Here is a 17,263-nt window from a genome sequence, read left to right as displayed (position 1 = left end):
ATTATATTTTGATAAAAGGGATTGATCATTATGATCAATCCCTTCTTATATTTTTACTAGAATAAATGATTTTTATAGGACTAGTGAGGGAAATAGAATAGATATTTATATGGAACGATAGTACTTATTTATCAAGTTAAGTATTTAGTAAGGTCCCCACTCAATATTCACCCCAACAATAAGAAAAACAAGTCCTATGATAAACCAAATGAGTGCAAGTGGAGCCATGAAACGAATCCATTTTCCATAAGAAATCCCGCTTGCTGCGAGAACGCCCATTAAAACACCGGAAGTTGGATTAAGGCAGTTTACTACACCCTCGCCGAGCATAACAGCCTGTACTGTAACTTGGCGTGTAATGTGCATGAAATCAGCTAATGGAGCTAATATCGGAATAAAAATAACCGATTCTCCTGTCCCGGATGAAATAAGGAAATGTAATGCAGCACTACTTACGTACATACCGATAACGCCAAATACAGGGCTTTGTCCTTCAAGAGACTGTGCGAGCTGGTTAACGATTGTATCAAGTAATTTTCCTTGTTCTAAAATGACTGAAATACAGCGAGCCATTCCGACGATTAAAGCACCATATATGAGATTTTGGCAGCCCGCTAGAAAAGTAGAAGCGATATCGTTTGCTTTCATGCCACCTATTATTCCGGCTGTAATTGCTATGAAAATAAAAGTAGCGGTCATTTCTGCGTCCGTCCAATGTAGACGAAAAGCGCCTATTAAAAATGCAATTAATGATAAAGCTGAAACGAGTAAAATTAATTTATGACGTATCGTCCAAGGAACTTCTTTTTTCTCTGCTTCTTTTTCGCTTGAAAGAGCGTTACTTGGAAACCAGTTGTCGCCAAGAATGCTTCCTTTATTCGATTTTTTCAAGCGCTTTACATACCAATTAATATAAAGGATAGTGGCAAGTAAAAAAGATATATAGATAGCTGTGCGTAAACCAATTCCCGAAAACATCGGAAGTTCTGCGATCTTTTGTGAAATGCCTAAAGGTGAGGGGGATAAAATAGTAGCGTTAAAACCAGCATAAGTGCCTAAATAAATAATTGCTACACCGACGATAGCGTCCCATTTTAATGTGCGTGCAACGATGATACCAATGGGGATAAAACCGATAACTGAATTAACGATAATGCCAGTCGTTCCAAGAATAGAAAAAAGTGCGGCGACAATACATATGAAAAGTAATTGCTGATTACGAAATTTGTTAATAACATGATAGATTAAACCGTCAAGAGCACCTGTCTTTTCAAGAATTGCAATGGCTCCACCTGTAAATAAAATTAGAAAGATAATAGGAGCAGCAAGTGTCATTCCTTTTTCAATAGCGGTAAAAAAAGAAACAAATCCTACAGGTGATTGTGGAACAGAATGATAGCTTCCCGGTATTGTCGTTGTAACGGTCCCATTTGTAACTCTTTTAAATTCTCCAGCGGGAACGAAATAAGTAGCAATGGCGCAAAGTAAGGCAATAAAAAATAGTAGTACGTACGCATCAGGCATTTTAAACTTTTGTTTACTAGGTTGTTTTTTTGCCCCAGTTTGTATTTGCATAAAATTCCTCCTTCTTCACCTCATTAATTTTAATATTCTGAATTTAATCCGTGAAATAGATTATAATAAAGGTAGCTTCTTAAGGCAATAGTTTTTGTATCCTTTTCCCGTACATACAAATTATTGCAATATTAGACAGGGAAACGATAATAAGCCAAGAATATGTTATGTAGAAAGAAAAAGGAAAAGAGGGAACAAGATGTGGAAAACTACAGATCTATGTGATGAATTTGAAAAGGAATTACAAATATGTCGCCAGTCTTTTCGGTCTTTTGGGAAGAAAGAACAATTCCACGGGAAAATTGCAACTGTAAAAGTGAAAGATGATAATGTACTAGTGAAGGAAGGATTGCAAACATTACCAGAAGGAACAGTATTAGTTGTTGATGGCGGGGCGTCTAGGAATTGTGCGTTACTTGGTGATAATTTGGCAGCTATTGCGGAAGAAAGAAAGCTAGCAGGAATTATTGTGAATGGGTATGTTCGTGATTCTAGTGAACTAAAGAATATTAATATTGGTATTTTAGCGTTAGGGACAATGCCAAATAGAAGTGTGAAAGAAGGAAAAGGAGAACGAAATATTTCATTGCATTTTGGACAAGTGGATTGGAATCCAAATGAATATGTTTATGCGGATGAAGATGGCGTCATTATTAGTGAAAAGAGTTTACATAGTTAAGAGTTAATAAGTTATTATTCTTAGAAAATAAATCCGATAAAGCATGGACAAAATTCTTTGTCAATAGTAAAATAATACAGAAATTTAAAATTTACAGAATGTATAGGTTTATCGTTTTACGATAACTTAAATGGAAGTAAGTTGTGCCAAGAAAAGTGAATGTTATCACAATGATACGTTCATAAACAAAATTATTTTTCCTATACAAATATAGCCGCGAATAATGCGGGTAGGAGGTGTTGTACATTTTTGTTCGACACTTACAAAAAGAGAGTGTCAATCGCACGCCCTTGAAGGGCCTTTTTTTGTGTAAATGGTAGTAAGGGAGGAAATTTTGGGATGGCAATGTTGAAAAAGTGGCTGCTTACGTCGTTAATGGCAGTGACACTTGTATTTGTTTCTTTTGCGAATACAGTACATATTACGTTTGCTGAAGAAAATACAGCAAAACTTGCAATTATTGGGGAATCACAAAAAGGCATTATGTTATGCCCGAAAGAAGAGCAAATTAAAGATGGGGAAACAGCTTTAAGTTTGCTGCAAAAGGTCATGGGGGACAAGGTAGAATCTGAAACGATGTCGTTTGGAACATATGTAAAAGGAATTGACGGTTTAATGGCCGGGGCTACAAGTGCTTGGCTGTATGATGTAAATGATAAGTCTGCAGAAGTCGGAGCAGATAGTTATAAATTAAAATCTGGAGATGTTGTTGTCTTTCGCTTTGTTTCAGACTGGAGCAATATAAGCCAGGAAACATTGAAAGAAACGTTAGATAAGTTCGGGACGTGTAAAACAGAAGAACCTAACGGTGGCAAAACAGAAGAACCAGAACCAGAAGGTAAAAATGGTAAACCGACAGTCGATCCAAAACCGGAAGATGAAAATGGTAAACCGACAGTCGATCCAAAACCAGAAGGTGAAAATGGTAAACCGACAGTTGATCCAAAACCAGAAGGTCAAGATGATAAAAAAACAGAACAACCACAGCAAGAGAACATTCAAGTTCCAAGTGCACAATTAAATGAAGCCATTTCTAAAACATCAGACAAGATGTTACAAGATGGAATTGAAAGTGATTGGGTAGCTGTAGCGCTTTCTCGTTCTGGAAAGAATGTGCCAATTGAGGCAAAATTAAATTATGTTAAGTCAGTAACTGAAAAAGTAGAAAAGCGTATTAACCGTTTTTCAGCGACAGATTTAGCTAGAACAATTATTATGATGAATGCAATGAGTGCAGACCCTAAAAATGTAGGTGGACATAATTTAGTTCAAAAATTGTATGAGTCAGATAAAGTGAATTCTGTTACAGGTTATGCATTTGCTTTACTTGCATTTGATACGAAGAAGTATGAGATTCCAGTTGAATCAAAATGGAACAGAGTTGCTCTAGTGGAAGCACTGTTAAATAATCAGCATACAGACGGTGGATGGACTTATAATAGTTCAGGTAGTAAAGATAGTGCTAGTAGCGTTGATGTAACAGGTATGGTTTTATCAGCATTAGCTCCTTATCAAGAGCGATCAGATGTGAAACCAGCTATACAAAAAGCTGTTGCGTATTTATATAACGAACAGCTGCAAAATGGCGGTTTTTCAGCTGATGGACAAGAAAATTCAAATAGTACTGCGCAAGCAATTATTGGATTATCGCTTGTTAAAGATGTAGATCAAAACCGTCTTCATAAGGCAATGCAAAACCTATTATCATATCAACTTTCAAATGGTGAATTTAAATGGTTACCAAGTGATCAAAATGGTAACGGAATGGCTACAGAACAGGCTCTTTTAGCATTACTTCAATTTAAGGAAATGGGAAAATCTATTTATGATTGGTCTAATGTAGACGCTGGTGATGTAATTAAGCCAAAACCGATTGAAGAGCCAGAAAAGGTCGTTGAACCAGAAAATAATGTAGTAGAAAAAGAAGTTACTGAAGAACCGAAAGAACAAAAACAAGTACAACAAGAAACAAAAGATGAAAATCTAAAAGTAGTTGTAGATAACGAACCGGTTAAGAATAAAAAAATCGGAAACGGTAACAGTCTACCAAAAACAGGAGCATCATCTCATAGTGCAGCAACAGAAGTAGGTATGGGGGTATTATGTATTGCTTCTGCATATGTATTATGGAGACGTAAAGCAGCTTAACAAAAAATTAGGAGCAATTATTTGCTCCTAATTTTCGTATGAAAGGTGAGAGATAGGATGAGTAAGGTGAAATGGTTCATTTCTTTACTGCTTTCGCTCGGGCTACTTGCCGGATGTGAAGAGGCAGCTGTAAAGCCTGAAAAGAAGGTAGAACCGAAGCAAGAAGAGGTAGCGAAACAAGAAGAACAAAAAGATGAAGCGAAGCCAGAAGAAAAAGCAGAAGAAAAGCAAGCTGAATCAGAGCAAAAGCAGCAAGAAGAACAGAAAGAGAAACAAGAACAAAAAGTAGAAGAGAAGCCGAAAGAGGAAAAGCCGCAGGCACAACCAGAGGTAAAGAAAGAAGAGAAACAACAGGAACAACCGAAAGAGCAACCTGCTGTAAATAAGCAACCAGAGCAGCAACAAGTACAAGAAGAGAAACAACAACCGAAAGCACCAGAAGTAAAAGAAGAAGCAAAGGTTGTGAATCAGCCGAAAGAAACACCGAAGCAGGAGCAAAAGAAAAAGCCAGAAGAGAACAATAGTGTACCAGCTCCACCAACACCGGTACCACCACCAAACCCAGTGCCACCACCAGTACCACCAGTACCTAAAGCAAAACAAGTAACAATCTCGGTAAAAGGAAATAACGGATATATAATGGGTGCGAAAAAGATGGATGTACAAGAAGGCGATACAGTGTATAAAGTATTGCAACGTACAGGATTAGATGTTGATGCAAGCGGATCTAGAGATAGTATTTATGTAAAAGGTATTAATGATTTATATGAAAAAGATATTGCGGATACTAGTGGATGGAAATATCGTGTGAACGGTGCTTTTCCAAACCATAGTGCTGGTGTAGCTACGGTAAAACCAGGAGATACAATTGAGTGGGTATACGTATTACAATAAGAAAGGCATTCGGTAAAGGGCTATGAAAATAAGTTTTTCTTCTTTACATCCTTTTGTGAATTTTTTCTATTATATCGGGGTGATGATACTATGTATGATGTGTCTTCATCCTCTTTTTTTAATTGGAGCAATAGTATTAATTATTATGTTAAATGTGATGCAAGGAAATAGCGAAAAGATAAGAAAGATGCTACCGAGCACAATTGTTTTCTTTTTTATGGTAATTTTATTTAATTCGTTATTAACGCATAGAGGTCGAACTACGTTATTTTGGTTAGGTGATGACCGTATTAAGCTTGAGGCGATTATGTTTGGAATAGTAATGGGGTTATTACTAGTTGCAGTTATGTTTACGTTTGCGTCATACAATGATATTATTTCCAGTCATAAATTTTTATATTTGTTTTCAAGAATTTCACCGAAAGTTGCATTGTTAACGATGATTACAGTGAGATTTGTTCCTTTGTTTATAAGGCGATTAAAGAAAATCACACTCGTTCAAAAGACGAAAGGTGTGCAGGTAGATTCAGGTTCGATAATTGAACGCGTCAAAAATGGTATGCAATTGCTGCAAGTATTATTAATTTGTTCATTAGAAGATGCACTGCAAACGGCAGATTCTATGCAAGCTCGTGGATTTGGTGTAACGAAGCGTACGACGTATATTCGCTATAGAATGGAAAGGCGCGATTGGTATACGCTCAGTTATTTAATCATTTTATTTATAGCGGCTATTATATGTAGTAATTATGGCGGGGGGAAATTGATTATTTATCCGAAAGTCGAATCGATTCTATTTCAGCAATACGATGGGATGATGTTTGTCGTATTTACGATGTTTATTAGTTTACCAATCATAATGGAAGGGAGAGAATGGATATGGTGGCGCATGCAGAAATAAACAATTTATCATTTGTATATGCTGATGAAAATGAAAAAGCGTTACAGCATATTTCTCTTTCTGTTCAAAAAGGTGAGTTTATTGCACTTGCTGGAGGATCGGGATCTGGGAAGACGACTTTATTAAAACATTTTAAAAAGGAGTTACTTCCAATTGGTACGCGTTCTGGAGAGATATTTTATGAGGGTGTTTTAATAGAGGAAGTAGCTGATTTGTTATCTGCCCAAGAAATTGGGATGGTATTTCAAAACCCAGAAAATCAGATCGTTATGGATACAGTGATTCAAGAATTAGCATTTTCTTTAGAAAATATCGGATTACCATCACATATTATTCAAAAAAGAATAGCAGAGCTTATTAGCTTTTTAGGATTTCAAGATTTATTGCATCAATCTGTTCACACGTTATCTGGTGGGCAAAAGCAACTTGTTAATTTAGCTGCGGTATTAGTTATGCAGCCGAAATTGCTATTATTAGATGAACCGACAGCGCAGTTAGATCCAATCGCTGCAAAAGAGTTTTTAGGATTATTAAAACGGATTAATGAAGAACTTGGAATTACGATTATTTTAAGTGAACATCGTTTAGATGAAGTTATCCCGCTTGCAACACGCGTTGTTTGTATGGATAATGGCCGTATTATGTATGATGGTAGTCCTAAAATTGTTATTACGGATATGTGGGGAGTAGAAACATTCCGTCCATTTATTCCGCAAATTCCAAGGCTATTTTTAGAGTGGAATGTGAGAGATATTCCGTTTACAGTGCGAGAGGCGCAAATGAAAATGAATGATTTTGCAGCGATATCATATGTAAATGAGCCAATAGCACAAAGTGAAAAGCAAGAGGTAATTTTAAGCGCAGAGCATATTTCGTTCCAATATGAAAAAAATAGTCCGCTTATTTTACGTGATTTATCAGTTTCGATTGAAAAAGGAAAATGGGTAGCACTCGTTGGGAAGAATGGTACAGGTAAGTCTACACTGTTAACGATTTTAGCAGGATTACAAAAAGCGAGAAGAGGGAAAGTAAAGTGGAACGGAAAAGTAATACATAAAATTGATTCGAAAGAACGTTTTAAAAGTATTGGGTATGTATCGCAGCATCCGTATTACCATTTTACATTTGATACAGTATGGGACGAGGTTTATGAACGTGCGCGTGAATTATATGGAGAACAAGGAAGAAAAATTGCAGAAGAGATGTTGAAAAAGTTTTGGTTACATGCGCTTAAAGAACGCCATCCGCATGATTGTAGCGGAGGAGAGCAACAATTACTTGCGCTATGTACAACGTTATTATCAAAGCCAACGCTATTATTACTGGATGAACCGACAAAGGGGTTAGATCCATGGAAGAAAGAAAGAGTAGGAGAGCTATTTAGGAAGCTACAAAAAGAAGGAACAACAATTGTAATGGCGACGCATGACATTGAATTTGCAGCGAAATACGTTGATCAATGTATGATGTTATTTGATGGAACAGTCATTATGAATGATGCACCGAAAGAATTTTTTAGCGGCAACTTCTTTTATACAACATCTATTAATCGATTCATTCGAAAAGAATTGCCATATGCATTAACGTGGGAGGATGTGTACGAAGCGTGTCCAAAAGATATGTTGCATTCATAATATGTATCTTTGCAGTAATAATCGGCACATTACTCTTTACGACACTTGTCATGGACGGTTATTACATGTTAAGTAGTTTGTTTATATTAGCGGTTATTATGTTACCTTTCTATATCCGTTTTGAAAGAAAGGCGTTTGTTTCACGTGAAATTGTTCTCGTTGCTGTATTAGCGGCAATTGCAGCAGTAAGCCGGGTGCCATTTTCTATTTTACCAAGTGTACAACCAACTTCTTTTGTCATTATCGTTTCTGCAATTGTCTTTGGAAGTGAAACTGGTTTTATGATTGGTGCTACAGCAGCAATCGTATCTAATATTTTTTTAGGACAAGGTCCGTGGACACCGTGGCAAATGTTTTCGTGGGGCATGATTGGTTTTATAGCAGGTCTACTTCGTAATACATTTTTTATGAAAAAGCTATGGGGAAGACTTCTTTACGGAGTAATTGTTGGTTTTTTATTTGGCTGGATTATGAATTTCTGGGGCCTTCTCGGTTTTATACGAGAAGCAACGTGGGAAACTGTCATTTCGTATTATATCGCAAGTTTTTACTTTGATTTGAGCCATGCGATTTCGAATGTTATTTTCTTATTACTATTTAGTACTTCATGGATTACGATTCTTACAAGATTTAAAAAGAAATACGGTATATTAGATGAGCATAACGTGACATAGAAAAGCATACTCATATAAGGTAGGGTCGCGACTTACATATTCGTTTGCCTCTTTCATGCTTCTTACATATTGTAAGGAGCATTTTTTTGTCAAAAAATCGATTTAATATACATCCGTTATTATATAAAATTATTTGTATAATGGTAGGTGAGAACTTTTTTTAAAAGGGAGGTGTATAGTTAATGAAGTTAGTTATTCCGAAGCAACATGGTGCATGGGCCATGCTTGTTATTCCTTTTTTATTAAGTGTCATACTTGGGAAACCTACTATTTATCATATTCCATTGTTTTTAGCGTGGTTCTTTATCTATTTAGCCACGTATCCATTTCTTACGTACATAAAGCAAAGACGAAAAAAAGAGTTTTTACAAGCTGCCATTGTTTATTTCAGTATTGCGTTCCTATTTGGGATGATTTCTTTATTATATGAGTGGCGAATTCTTTTATTCTTAATAGTAATGATTCCATTATTTATAGTGAATATGTATTACGCCCGTCAAAAAAATGAAAGAGCATTGCTAAATGATATTTGTGCAATCATTGTGTTTTGTATCGGTGGGTTAATTAGTTATTACTTTTCAATGAAGCAAATCGATCATACAGCTATATTCATTGCACTTATTTCATTTTTATACTTTTTAGGTAGTACGTTCTATGTGAAAACGATGATTCGTGAAAAAAATAACCCGAAGTATCGTCTTATATCTTGGGGATATCATATCGTATTAACGATAATCATATTTGTGATTAATCCGTGGTGTTCTCTTATTTTTATACCAAGTGTCATTCGAGCGATTATGTTGTATGGCAAAAAAATTTCTATTATAAAAGTAGGAATTTTAGAAATTGCTAATTCTGTATATTTTTTAATCATAACGGCAATAATTATGAAGTATGCCATTTGAAAAAACTTCCCATCAATTGATGGGAAGTTTTTAATCTTTTTCTAAAATATGAACGGTGTACTCGCAACGTTGAATAGCTTGTTCAACAGCATAAAGTGATTGTTCAATACGAGCGCGATTAAAATCTTTTTCAACTGTTTCGAGCGCTTCTTCTAAACAATTTTTAGCTTCTTGTAATGATTGAAAAGAATCTTGTACATATCCGCGAGCATTTTGATGCATTTCATAATCCTCCTTGCGTGTTCGTATATGGGTAGTATGAACAGTAAGGAAGAAAATATAATTTGTTATATTTATTTGACAATTAAAGTGGAATTACGTATAGTAAGAATTAAGTGAATATTTTCTTATCCAGAGAGGTGGAGGGACTGGCCCGATGAAACCCAGCAACCGCGATGCAGGTGCTAATTCCAGCAGAACATATTTGTTCTGGGAGATAAGACGAAGATATATACGTAACTTCTTCTTATCGGAGAGGTTTTTTTATTGCAAAAAAACCGATTACGAAAATTTATATTAAGAAGAAAGGGGTTGCGCATTACTGTGACACTCGAAAAATACGTAAAACTGCGTAGTACAGTTTATGAATATATGATAGAGCAAGATAAGCCGATATCATTGTTAGATATTCAAGAACATATCGTTTCGCATCATGAAGGAAAATTCACGAAAAAGATGTTGCATCAATTTTATTTATCAAGATTATTAGACGAACTAAAACTGGATGGGAAAATTACATTAGCTGATGAATATCTCTATGCTGAAAAAGGGGTATTGTATAAGGCGAGAAAAGGGAGCTAAGCTCTCTTTTTTTCTTAAAATAACGGAGTATGTAGAGTAAAAGACTGCTAAAGCAGCCTGATACAGGGAATGGTGTTGAGTGTGTAGTGTCAAAAATTGAATGTGCCTGAAAGAGGCAATTCATATCGGCTGCAAATGAAAAGAGACACCTTCGCCGAATAGGTGTCAGTCGTTTTGTCATATAGACTTGCTATTTGACAGTTATTAGAATAACATACAGGATTTTTGAAGTCAAAAGGGAATTAAAGGAAGGCGTACAATTATGTACGCTTACTTATTAGAAGATATAACGAAATGGATCCCAAAGTACATTGTAGATAAGGGATATGAATATTATGAAGATGGACATGTAGAAGATGTTGAAATACATGATAAAAAAGTGTTTGCTTTCGTTACTGGAAATGCAGGAAATTATGAAGTAGTTATCAATCTCGAAGATTTTTCAGAAAGTAGCTGCGAATGTCCATATGAGAATCTTTGTAAGCATATGGCGGCAGTTGTTTATGATATTCAAGGTGCTGGTGAGAGTGCAGTTAAAGAGAAACTGAAAGATTTAGAAAAAGAAGAATTACTTATATTATTGAATCGATTATTGCAAAGTTCGAAAAACGTACAAATTTTAGAGAAGTTATTAAAGAAGGGGAAACTTTAACGTATAGAGGGAGTTGTTATGTAGTGAACGTACTAATTGTATACGCTCATCCTAATCCTTCAAGTTTTAACGCGGCGATTTTAAATCATGTGCAAAAAGGACTACCGGAAACAAATCATTCAGTTACGCTGCTTGATTTATACAAAGAACAATTTGATCCAGTCCTCGTATTTAATGAAGAGAAGAAAAGACGTGATTTAGTAAATGAAGAAGAAACAGCTCGGTACAGAACGTTAGTAGAAGAAGCAGATACACTTCTATTCATCTATCCAATATGGTGGTGGGGGATGCCAGCAATTTTAAAAGGATTTATCGATCGTATTTTCGTAGCTGGATTTGCTTATAAATATGAAGGGGCTCTGCCGAAAGGCTTATTGAAAGGTAAGAAGGCGTGGGTGATTAATACGCTAGATTCACCGTTATGGTACGTCGCACTATTATATCGATCAGCAGATTGGATTATGATGAAGAGAGGTGTTTTACGTTTTTGTGGCATTCGCGATATAAAACGTTCAGTGTTTCAATCTGTGAAAACGAGTAAAGTATCAAAGCGTGAAAAATGGTTATTACAAATAGAAGAAAAGGCTCGTACATTATGAATGAAGTCGACCGTATTATAAACTGTGTTCAGTATGACGGCGAACTTTTTCGGAAGTATGTTACGTGTTTACTTCAATTGAAAAAATGTAGTAAAACATTTCAGCAAATTCAAATAGAGTTAAGAAATGACTACTTGATAAGAGGAATTTGTGAAAGAGAAGTTGATGAGGTAGTACGGGGAAGTAAAGAATATGAAATGCATTTTCTTCCTAAAGCGTTACAGTGGAATTTTTTGAGGGAAAATCCACATCTAATTGAAAAAGTGTGTGAAGATTTTTTTGCATTTGAGTCATTACATCTTACGGAGATAGAGTGGGAGAAGGTTATAAATTGCGTGGGAAATAAGTGATTTATTATGTAAAAAAGCTAGTATAAAACTAGCTTTTTGTTTAAATAAATAAGAAGCATAGACTAATGATAAAACCCGCATATAGTAAGTTCACAACACAAAATCCCATAATGTCACGAGCACCTAAACCAGCTATCGCTAATGCTGGTAATGCCCAGAAAGGTTGAATTAAATTCGTCCAAGCATCGCCCCATGCAATTGCCATTGCTGTTTTTGCAGCAGGTACACCAAGTTCAGCGCCAGCTGGAATCATAATTGGTGCTTGCACAGCCCATTGACCGCCGCCAGATGGAACGAAAATGTTAACAATGCCAGCACTTAAAAATGTAAAGAGCGGAAAAGTCGTTTCATTTGAAATGCTAATAAAGAAATTAGAAATAGCTCCTCCAAGTGAAAGTCCTTCACTATTTGCTCCAATCATCATGCCCATAATTCCTGCGTAAAACGGAAATTGAAGTAAAATGCCAGAAGCACTTTTCGTAGATTCTGAAAAAGCGCGAATATACTGAATCGGAGTACGGTGGAAAATAAGACCTGCAATTAATAACATAAAAATCACGATATCGAGAGTAAGGTTAAAACCTTTCGTATAAAAGTAATTGAAAATATAAATGAGACCTAACAATCCAACGCAAAGTGTAATAATAATGCTATTTTCCATCTTTTCAGCGAATGTATTTTTTTCTACTTCTTGAGCAGCGGCTTCTTCATGGAACACGCTAGGATCTACAGTTATCGTATGTTTTTCATCTGGATGCATCGCCTTATTAATGAGAGGCATCGTAATGAGAAAAATAATAACTGGAACGAGAGCGTATGGTGAGAATAACGTTTCTGTTATTGGAATCGCCTCTTTAATACTTCCAGCAGTCGTTTTAATTAACGTTTCACCGCCTGTTGCTAACGTAAGAGGGATAGAGGCAGAAAGACCCGCATGCCAAATGAGAAATCCAGAGTAAGAAGAGGCGATTGCTAGTCTATAATCTAATCCGTCCAGCTGCCTTGCCACTTCTTTTGCGTATAAAACAGATACAACAATTCCAAAGCCCCAGTTTATGTATGCACCAAGTAAACTTACAATTGAAATGGCAATAATGCCTTGTCCATTCGTTTTTGGTAGTCTGGCAGCTTTCGTTAATCCCTTTTTAATAAGAGGAGCATTTGCTAAAGCAGATCCAGTCACGAGTACAAGTGCCATTTGCATAGAAAAGGCGAGGAGTCCCCAAATTCCATTACCCCAGTGATTAATCATTTCTACAGGGGTTTGGTGAGTCGCAAACATACCAAAGAAGATAACAAAAACAGTTAGTAAACATGATAAAATAAACGGTTCTGGCAAGAAGCGTTGCACTAAGGCGACGCAACCATTTGTAAAGGAACGAAACAAAATAGATCACCCTCCTTATGTATATGTATTACAATTATTCGAGGTTGTTTAGGAGATAACCTCCAACATAAAGAAAATTCAGATATTTGTAGGGTGGTAATTTATTGATAGGTTGATATAGAGCCTTGTATCAGATTCTGCTTTTAATATACTAGAAGAAAACGGTTGGAAATGGGGTAGCACTTATAGGGATAGTATAGAGAAAGGTTACTAGCTGGCTTCAAAGCAACTGTTGCAAAGGGAGAGGAGATTCAATACAATAGTGTTGCATTACATGAGAAATATGTTTAAGCACAAACCTAGCTAAAAATGTTTATACAAATACACTTAAAATTGATGGGGGAATTATGATCAAAAGTTTTTATCTTTTAAAGCCTAAAATGTTTACGGCAGATATGTATTATAAAGTTTTTGTTACAGGTGACTGTATATATTTTATAAAGATTGGCGGACAGTTTCATAGTCGACATGCTTATAAAAAACAATTACCTGGTATTTCAGAGCTATTGTTTTTGTTTTGGTTCAAAAAAATTGAGAAAAAACAATTAAACTTAGAAACTGAAATAGATACAAAAATACATACTGGCAATATACATGAACTCTTGCAATTAAAGAATACCTTTTCAATTGAAATAAATACAATTGAAGAGGTACTATTAAATAAACGAGGAACGTTTCATACAGGTTTTAATGATAATGGAACAATTTCCTTTATGTTAAAAAATGGTCAAAAAATAAAGTTCATCATCCCGGAAGAAACTTTATTTTCATCTATAGAAGAAATTTTCGACCAATATGAACAGACAATCTTTGTAAGGGAAGTGTTTTAACGAATTCTCCAAAAGGTGTGGATGTATTAGTTAAAAACTTAATTAAACATGTAAACTGCTTATATAAATTTTGATAGGCGTGTTATAAGCAGTTATTCTTTCAGCATCTTCTAATATGTAGGAGTATAAATAAAATATCCCATCATTTAGAAAAGCTTCCACTACTGTGGAAGCTTTTCTAAATGATGGGCAATATCAACATACATATTTGAGTAAGTCGAATGTATTTCATTACTTGGCGTTGCGTTAGAAGAGAAATGAACGATTACCATATTTGCTTTCGGATCGATGTAAAGTGTTTGTCCGTAACTACCTAACACTTCAAAAGCACCTTGTTCATTGTGCGGAATCCACCATTGATTATGATAAGAAATGGAAGCTCCAGGGCCAATTGCAAGTTCACCTTCTTGGACATTTTTTACACTTTCTGTAATAGAAGAAGGGAGAATTTGTTTTCTGTTATATTCTCCATTGTTTAATAGTAATTGCCCAAATCTCGCCATATCTCTAGCAGTTGCATTTAATCCAGCACTAGCTTGTTCTACTTTTGTTTCATCTGTAACGTAATACGCGTTTTCTTCCATACCAATTTGAGACCAAATTCGTTCACTTACATTTTCAGCTAGTGATTTACCAGTAATAGTTCTAATAATCCAAGCGAGCGTTTCTGTTGATCCGTTATTGTAAGAAAAGGAAGAACCAGGCGGTGCAGTTTCTTCGGCTTCTCGTAACATATCATAAATTTTCATCGGACCGTCGTAATTTTTGCCGCGGGGTAAAATATTGCTAGCTAAATATAATTGTGCATCTTGATTTTCTAGCCCAGGCTGCTCATATCCGTGGGTCGGGTATTCTGCTGAAACTTGCATGTCCATTAATTGCTGAAGTGTGGCATTACCGAACGGTGTGTTTTTTAATTCTTTTATGTAAGTGTCAGCTGTTTTTTCTAAGTCAATACGATTCTCTTCAGCGAGAGATTGTATAATTGCCCCGGTAAAGACTTTTGCTAATGATGCCATACCATGAGGTTCATTCTGTTTATACCCATTGAAATATCGTTCGTAAACAAGTTGTCCATTATGTACAACGACAAAAGCATCTGTTTTGTTATCGTCTAAAAGTTTTTTTAGAGGAGTTGTATTTCCGAATCTACGCTCCACAGCAAAATCGTCTAAGTTTTGCAATGCGGAAGGGAAGTGAGCAATTTGGTCAGGATTGTTTTTTACGTTATTAACTAAAGTGAATTCTTTCATATGGGTATATGACCAACGTAAGTAAGGGTCATTTAACCAGTTTTCTTTTGTCACATTATGTTTTGATGGGGTCGTTTTATTTTGTTTGAAGTAAGTAAACCCAAGCCCTGTAATTACAAATATGAATGTTAGTATAAGTAAGAGTAGGGGAGATTTTTTTAGTTTCATATATGGCCCTCCTTTTTATTTCTACTATAAGTATACGCTCGTCTTGAAAGAAATACAAAATAAGGAAAGTAAACGGGGAAGTTTACTTTCCTTATTAACGTTAAGCGGAAATTTTTCCGTCTGTAGGTTGTTTCTTGAATTTTTGTTTTCGTCCGTGTAATCCATAATATAAAAGTAAAGTGAACGCAACGATAATAGCTGCGATAAAATACATATTATGATAACTGGATTTCGCTGCGACAATACCTAAAATGAAAGAACCAAAGCCAATACCACTATCAAAGAATGAGAAATACGTAGCTGTCGCAGAACCACGTCTATGGTTTGGAGCGGCAGAAATCGCAATCGTTTGGAAACTCGGAATTAATGTTCCGTAACCTAAACCAATTAGCATACCTGCGCCAAGGAACCAAAATGAAGTTTGTGCTTGGCTTAATATGAACATTCCGATTGTGAAAATAATGATAGCAGGGTAAACGAGTACATTTTCACCGAAGCGATCAAAAATCTTTCCTGTAAATGGACGAGAAATGACAACAACAAGTGCGTATAAAATAAAGAAGTAACTTGCAATTTCACTTAAACCGAGTTCTTTCGCATAAATAGGAATAAAGGATAAAATACCACTATAAGAAAAGGCTAAAACAAATCCTGTAAGTGCAATTGGAATAGAAGATGGTTCGATTAAGTCTTTCCATTTCATTTTTTCACGTTTTTGTTTGCTAACAGGTGCTTCGTGTGGAATATCTACAAGTAGTCCTAATAAAAATGCAAGTAATGAAAATACGGAACAAACGATAAATAACACAGTAAACGAAAAATGAGAAATAATTGTTAAACCTAAAAAAGGACCAATTACCATCGGCAGACTCATAAATACGCCGAAATATGCAAGTGCTTCGCCTCGTCGATGAGCTGGCGCAACATCAGTTACGATCGTACCAGTAGCTGTCGTTGCCATCCCGAACCCAATACCGTGTAAGAAGCGAAGGGCAAGTAATAAGAATAAACTTTGCGCACCGAAATACATAACAGTAGCGGCTAAAAATAATGAAAGTGAAATAAATAATATTTTCTTTCTTCCTAAATCATCGAGCCATTTTCCTGTGAATGGTCTACATAAAACAGAAGAAATAAGAAACACAGTTGCAACTAAACCAATTTCCTCAGGTTTTCCTTTTAGGCCGTCTATTACATAGACAGGCAGAGTAGTCATAAGCATGTAAAATGTTAAGAAGAGAAATAGACTACTAAAACAAGTTCCGAGGAAATCCTTCGTCCAAAGTTTCTCACTTTGCATCGTCATCCCTCCAATTTAATCTAAATTTTTAATAATTTGTTGTAACACTTGAAATGCTTGATGTAAATCATCTTCATTAATACCTTCTAGCGTTTTTTCTTCGAAAGTATCAACTTCTTCTTGCCATATTGGAATCATCTTTATCGCTGTTTCGGATAAAGAAATGAGCTTCTCACGGCGATCTTTACCTTCTGTACGAATAATCCATCCCATCGTTTCCATACGTGTTAATGTACGAGTCATCGTTGGTGATTCAACATTTAAATACTGGCACAATTCTGTTTGCGTACAAGAACCAGTTTGATTAATGCGGAAAATAACAGCCCATTGCGCACTAAATAACCCTGTTGGAGATACACGTTCATTAAATTTCTTCGTAAACTTTCGAGAAGTCTGGCTGACGATGTGAAAAAAATGTTGTTTTTCGTCCATGTATTTTGATCCTTTCAAATTAGTTACCTAGCTAACTATATACTTTTTTATAATAATTGTCTAGTAATAGACATGTTGATT

General features: G+C 35.6%; 18 protein-coding genes and 1 riboswitch. Of the genes, 12 read left to right on the top strand and 6 right to left on the bottom strand.

Annotated elements, in window-relative coordinates; all coding sequences use genetic code 11:
• Positions 1-144: 144 nt before the first annotated feature.
• A complete protein-coding gene (locus NST86_RS16670) occupies positions 145-1,575 on the bottom strand; it encodes a YfcC family protein (RefSeq protein ID WP_086423247.1) in 1,431 nt (476 codons plus the stop codon).
• A gap of 199 nt (positions 1,576-1,774) precedes the next feature.
• On the opposite strand from NST86_RS16670, the gene rraA reads away from it, so the two are divergent.
• The 7 genes from rraA to NST86_RS16635 all read left to right on the top strand — a co-directional run bounded on the left by rraA (position 1,775) and on the right by NST86_RS16635 (position 9,410).
• On the top strand, positions 1,775-2,254 hold the full coding sequence (gene rraA, locus NST86_RS16665) for a ribonuclease E activity regulator RraA (protein WP_000266033.1): 480 nt from the start codon (positions 1,775-1,777) through the stop codon (positions 2,252-2,254).
• A gap of 339 nt (positions 2,255-2,593) precedes the next feature.
• Complete coding sequence (locus NST86_RS16660; RefSeq protein ID WP_086423248.1) at positions 2,594-4,402, top strand: DUF4430 domain-containing protein; 1,809 nt, start codon at positions 2,594-2,596, stop codon at positions 4,400-4,402.
• A 57-nt stretch (positions 4,403-4,459) separates the two neighbouring features.
• Positions 4,460-5,296 (top strand): DUF4430 domain-containing protein, encoded by an 837-nt coding sequence (locus NST86_RS16655; RefSeq protein WP_086391526.1) that lies wholly within the window; start codon positions 4,460-4,462, stop codon positions 5,294-5,296.
• Positions 5,297-5,318: 22 nt separating this feature from the next.
• On the top strand, positions 5,319-6,197 hold the full coding sequence (locus NST86_RS16650) for an energy-coupling factor transporter transmembrane component T (RefSeq protein ID WP_016118307.1): 879 nt from the start codon (positions 5,319-5,321) through the stop codon (positions 6,195-6,197).
• Positions 6,170-7,831, top strand: a complete 1,662-nt coding sequence (locus tag NST86_RS16645; protein WP_033694169.1) for an ABC transporter ATP-binding protein — start codon at positions 6,170-6,172, stop codon at positions 7,829-7,831. Before NST86_RS16650 ends, NST86_RS16645 begins: the two co-directional genes overlap by 28 nt.
• Positions 7,804-8,505: an ECF transporter S component gene (locus tag NST86_RS16640; RefSeq protein WP_000044901.1), complete on the top strand. Its 702-nt coding sequence runs from the start codon at positions 7,804-7,806 to the stop codon at positions 8,503-8,505. Before NST86_RS16645 ends, NST86_RS16640 begins: the two co-directional genes overlap by 28 nt.
• Before the next feature lie 182 nt (positions 8,506-8,687).
• Entirely contained in the window at positions 8,688-9,410 is a 723-nt protein-coding gene (locus NST86_RS16635; protein WP_044795161.1) for a YwiC-like family protein, read from the top strand.
• A gap of 30 nt (positions 9,411-9,440) precedes the next feature.
• Here NST86_RS16635 and NST86_RS16630 read toward each other — a convergent pair whose 3' ends face one another.
• On the bottom strand, positions 9,441-9,632 hold the full coding sequence (locus NST86_RS16630; protein WP_000554032.1) for a hypothetical protein: 192 nt from the start codon (positions 9,630-9,632) through the stop codon (positions 9,441-9,443).
• A 122-nt stretch (positions 9,633-9,754) separates the two neighbouring features.
• Positions 9,755-9,853: riboswitch (SAM riboswitch) on the top strand.
• A gap of 100 nt (positions 9,854-9,953) precedes the next feature.
• Here NST86_RS16630 and NST86_RS16625 point away from each other — a divergent pair.
• The 4 genes from NST86_RS16625 (at position 9,954) to NST86_RS16610 (ending at position 11,812) form a co-directional block, all read left to right on the top strand.
• The gene (locus NST86_RS16625; RefSeq protein WP_000171476.1) at positions 9,954-10,211 is read left to right on the top strand and encodes a hypothetical protein; all 258 of its coding nucleotides are present in this window, start codon (positions 9,954-9,956) and stop codon (positions 10,209-10,211) included.
• Between the two features lie 262 nt (positions 10,212-10,473).
• Positions 10,474-10,863: an SWIM zinc finger family protein gene (locus tag NST86_RS16620; protein WP_000271497.1), complete on the top strand. Its 390-nt coding sequence runs from the start codon at positions 10,474-10,476 to the stop codon at positions 10,861-10,863.
• 23 nt (positions 10,864-10,886) lie between these two features.
• The gene (locus tag NST86_RS16615) at positions 10,887-11,462 is read left to right on the top strand and encodes an NAD(P)H-dependent oxidoreductase (protein WP_001101652.1); all 576 of its coding nucleotides are present in this window, start codon (positions 10,887-10,889) and stop codon (positions 11,460-11,462) included.
• Complete coding sequence (locus NST86_RS16610) at positions 11,459-11,812, top strand: hypothetical protein (RefSeq protein WP_001006482.1); 354 nt, start codon at positions 11,459-11,461, stop codon at positions 11,810-11,812. Before NST86_RS16615 ends, NST86_RS16610 begins: the two co-directional genes overlap by 4 nt.
• Positions 11,813-11,852: 40 nt before the next feature.
• Here NST86_RS16610 and NST86_RS16605 read toward each other — a convergent pair whose 3' ends face one another.
• On the bottom strand, positions 11,853-13,199 hold the full coding sequence (locus NST86_RS16605) for a short-chain fatty acid transporter (RefSeq protein ID WP_000490011.1): 1,347 nt from the start codon (positions 13,197-13,199) through the stop codon (positions 11,853-11,855).
• A 347-nt stretch (positions 13,200-13,546) separates the two neighbouring features.
• Here NST86_RS16605 and NST86_RS16600 point away from each other — a divergent pair, with 347 nt between their 5' ends.
• Positions 13,547-14,029, top strand: a complete 483-nt coding sequence (locus tag NST86_RS16600; protein ID WP_061663351.1) for a hypothetical protein — start codon at positions 13,547-13,549, stop codon at positions 14,027-14,029.
• A 161-nt stretch (positions 14,030-14,190) separates the two neighbouring features.
• Here NST86_RS16600 and NST86_RS16595 read toward each other — a convergent pair whose 3' ends face one another.
• The 3 genes from NST86_RS16595 to NST86_RS16585 form a co-directional block, all read right to left on the bottom strand.
• A complete protein-coding gene (locus NST86_RS16595) occupies positions 14,191-15,450 on the bottom strand; it encodes a serine hydrolase domain-containing protein (protein ID WP_061663353.1) in 1,260 nt (419 codons plus the stop codon).
• Between the two features lie 100 nt (positions 15,451-15,550).
• Complete coding sequence (locus NST86_RS16590) at positions 15,551-16,750, bottom strand: MFS transporter (RefSeq protein ID WP_001190318.1); 1,200 nt, start codon at positions 16,748-16,750, stop codon at positions 15,551-15,553.
• Between the two features lie 15 nt (positions 16,751-16,765).
• The gene (locus tag NST86_RS16585) at positions 16,766-17,182 is read right to left on the bottom strand and encodes a MarR family winged helix-turn-helix transcriptional regulator (RefSeq protein ID WP_000343675.1); all 417 of its coding nucleotides are present in this window, start codon (positions 17,180-17,182) and stop codon (positions 16,766-16,768) included.
• Positions 17,183-17,263 lie beyond the last annotated feature (81 nt).

Origin of the sequence: Bacillus sp. FSL L8-0199 (assembly GCF_038005705.1) — a bacterium.
GTDB lineage: Bacteria > Bacillota > Bacilli > Bacillales > Bacillaceae_G > Bacillus_A > Bacillus_A cereus.
This window is presented reverse-complemented; position numbering and strand designations above follow the sequence as displayed.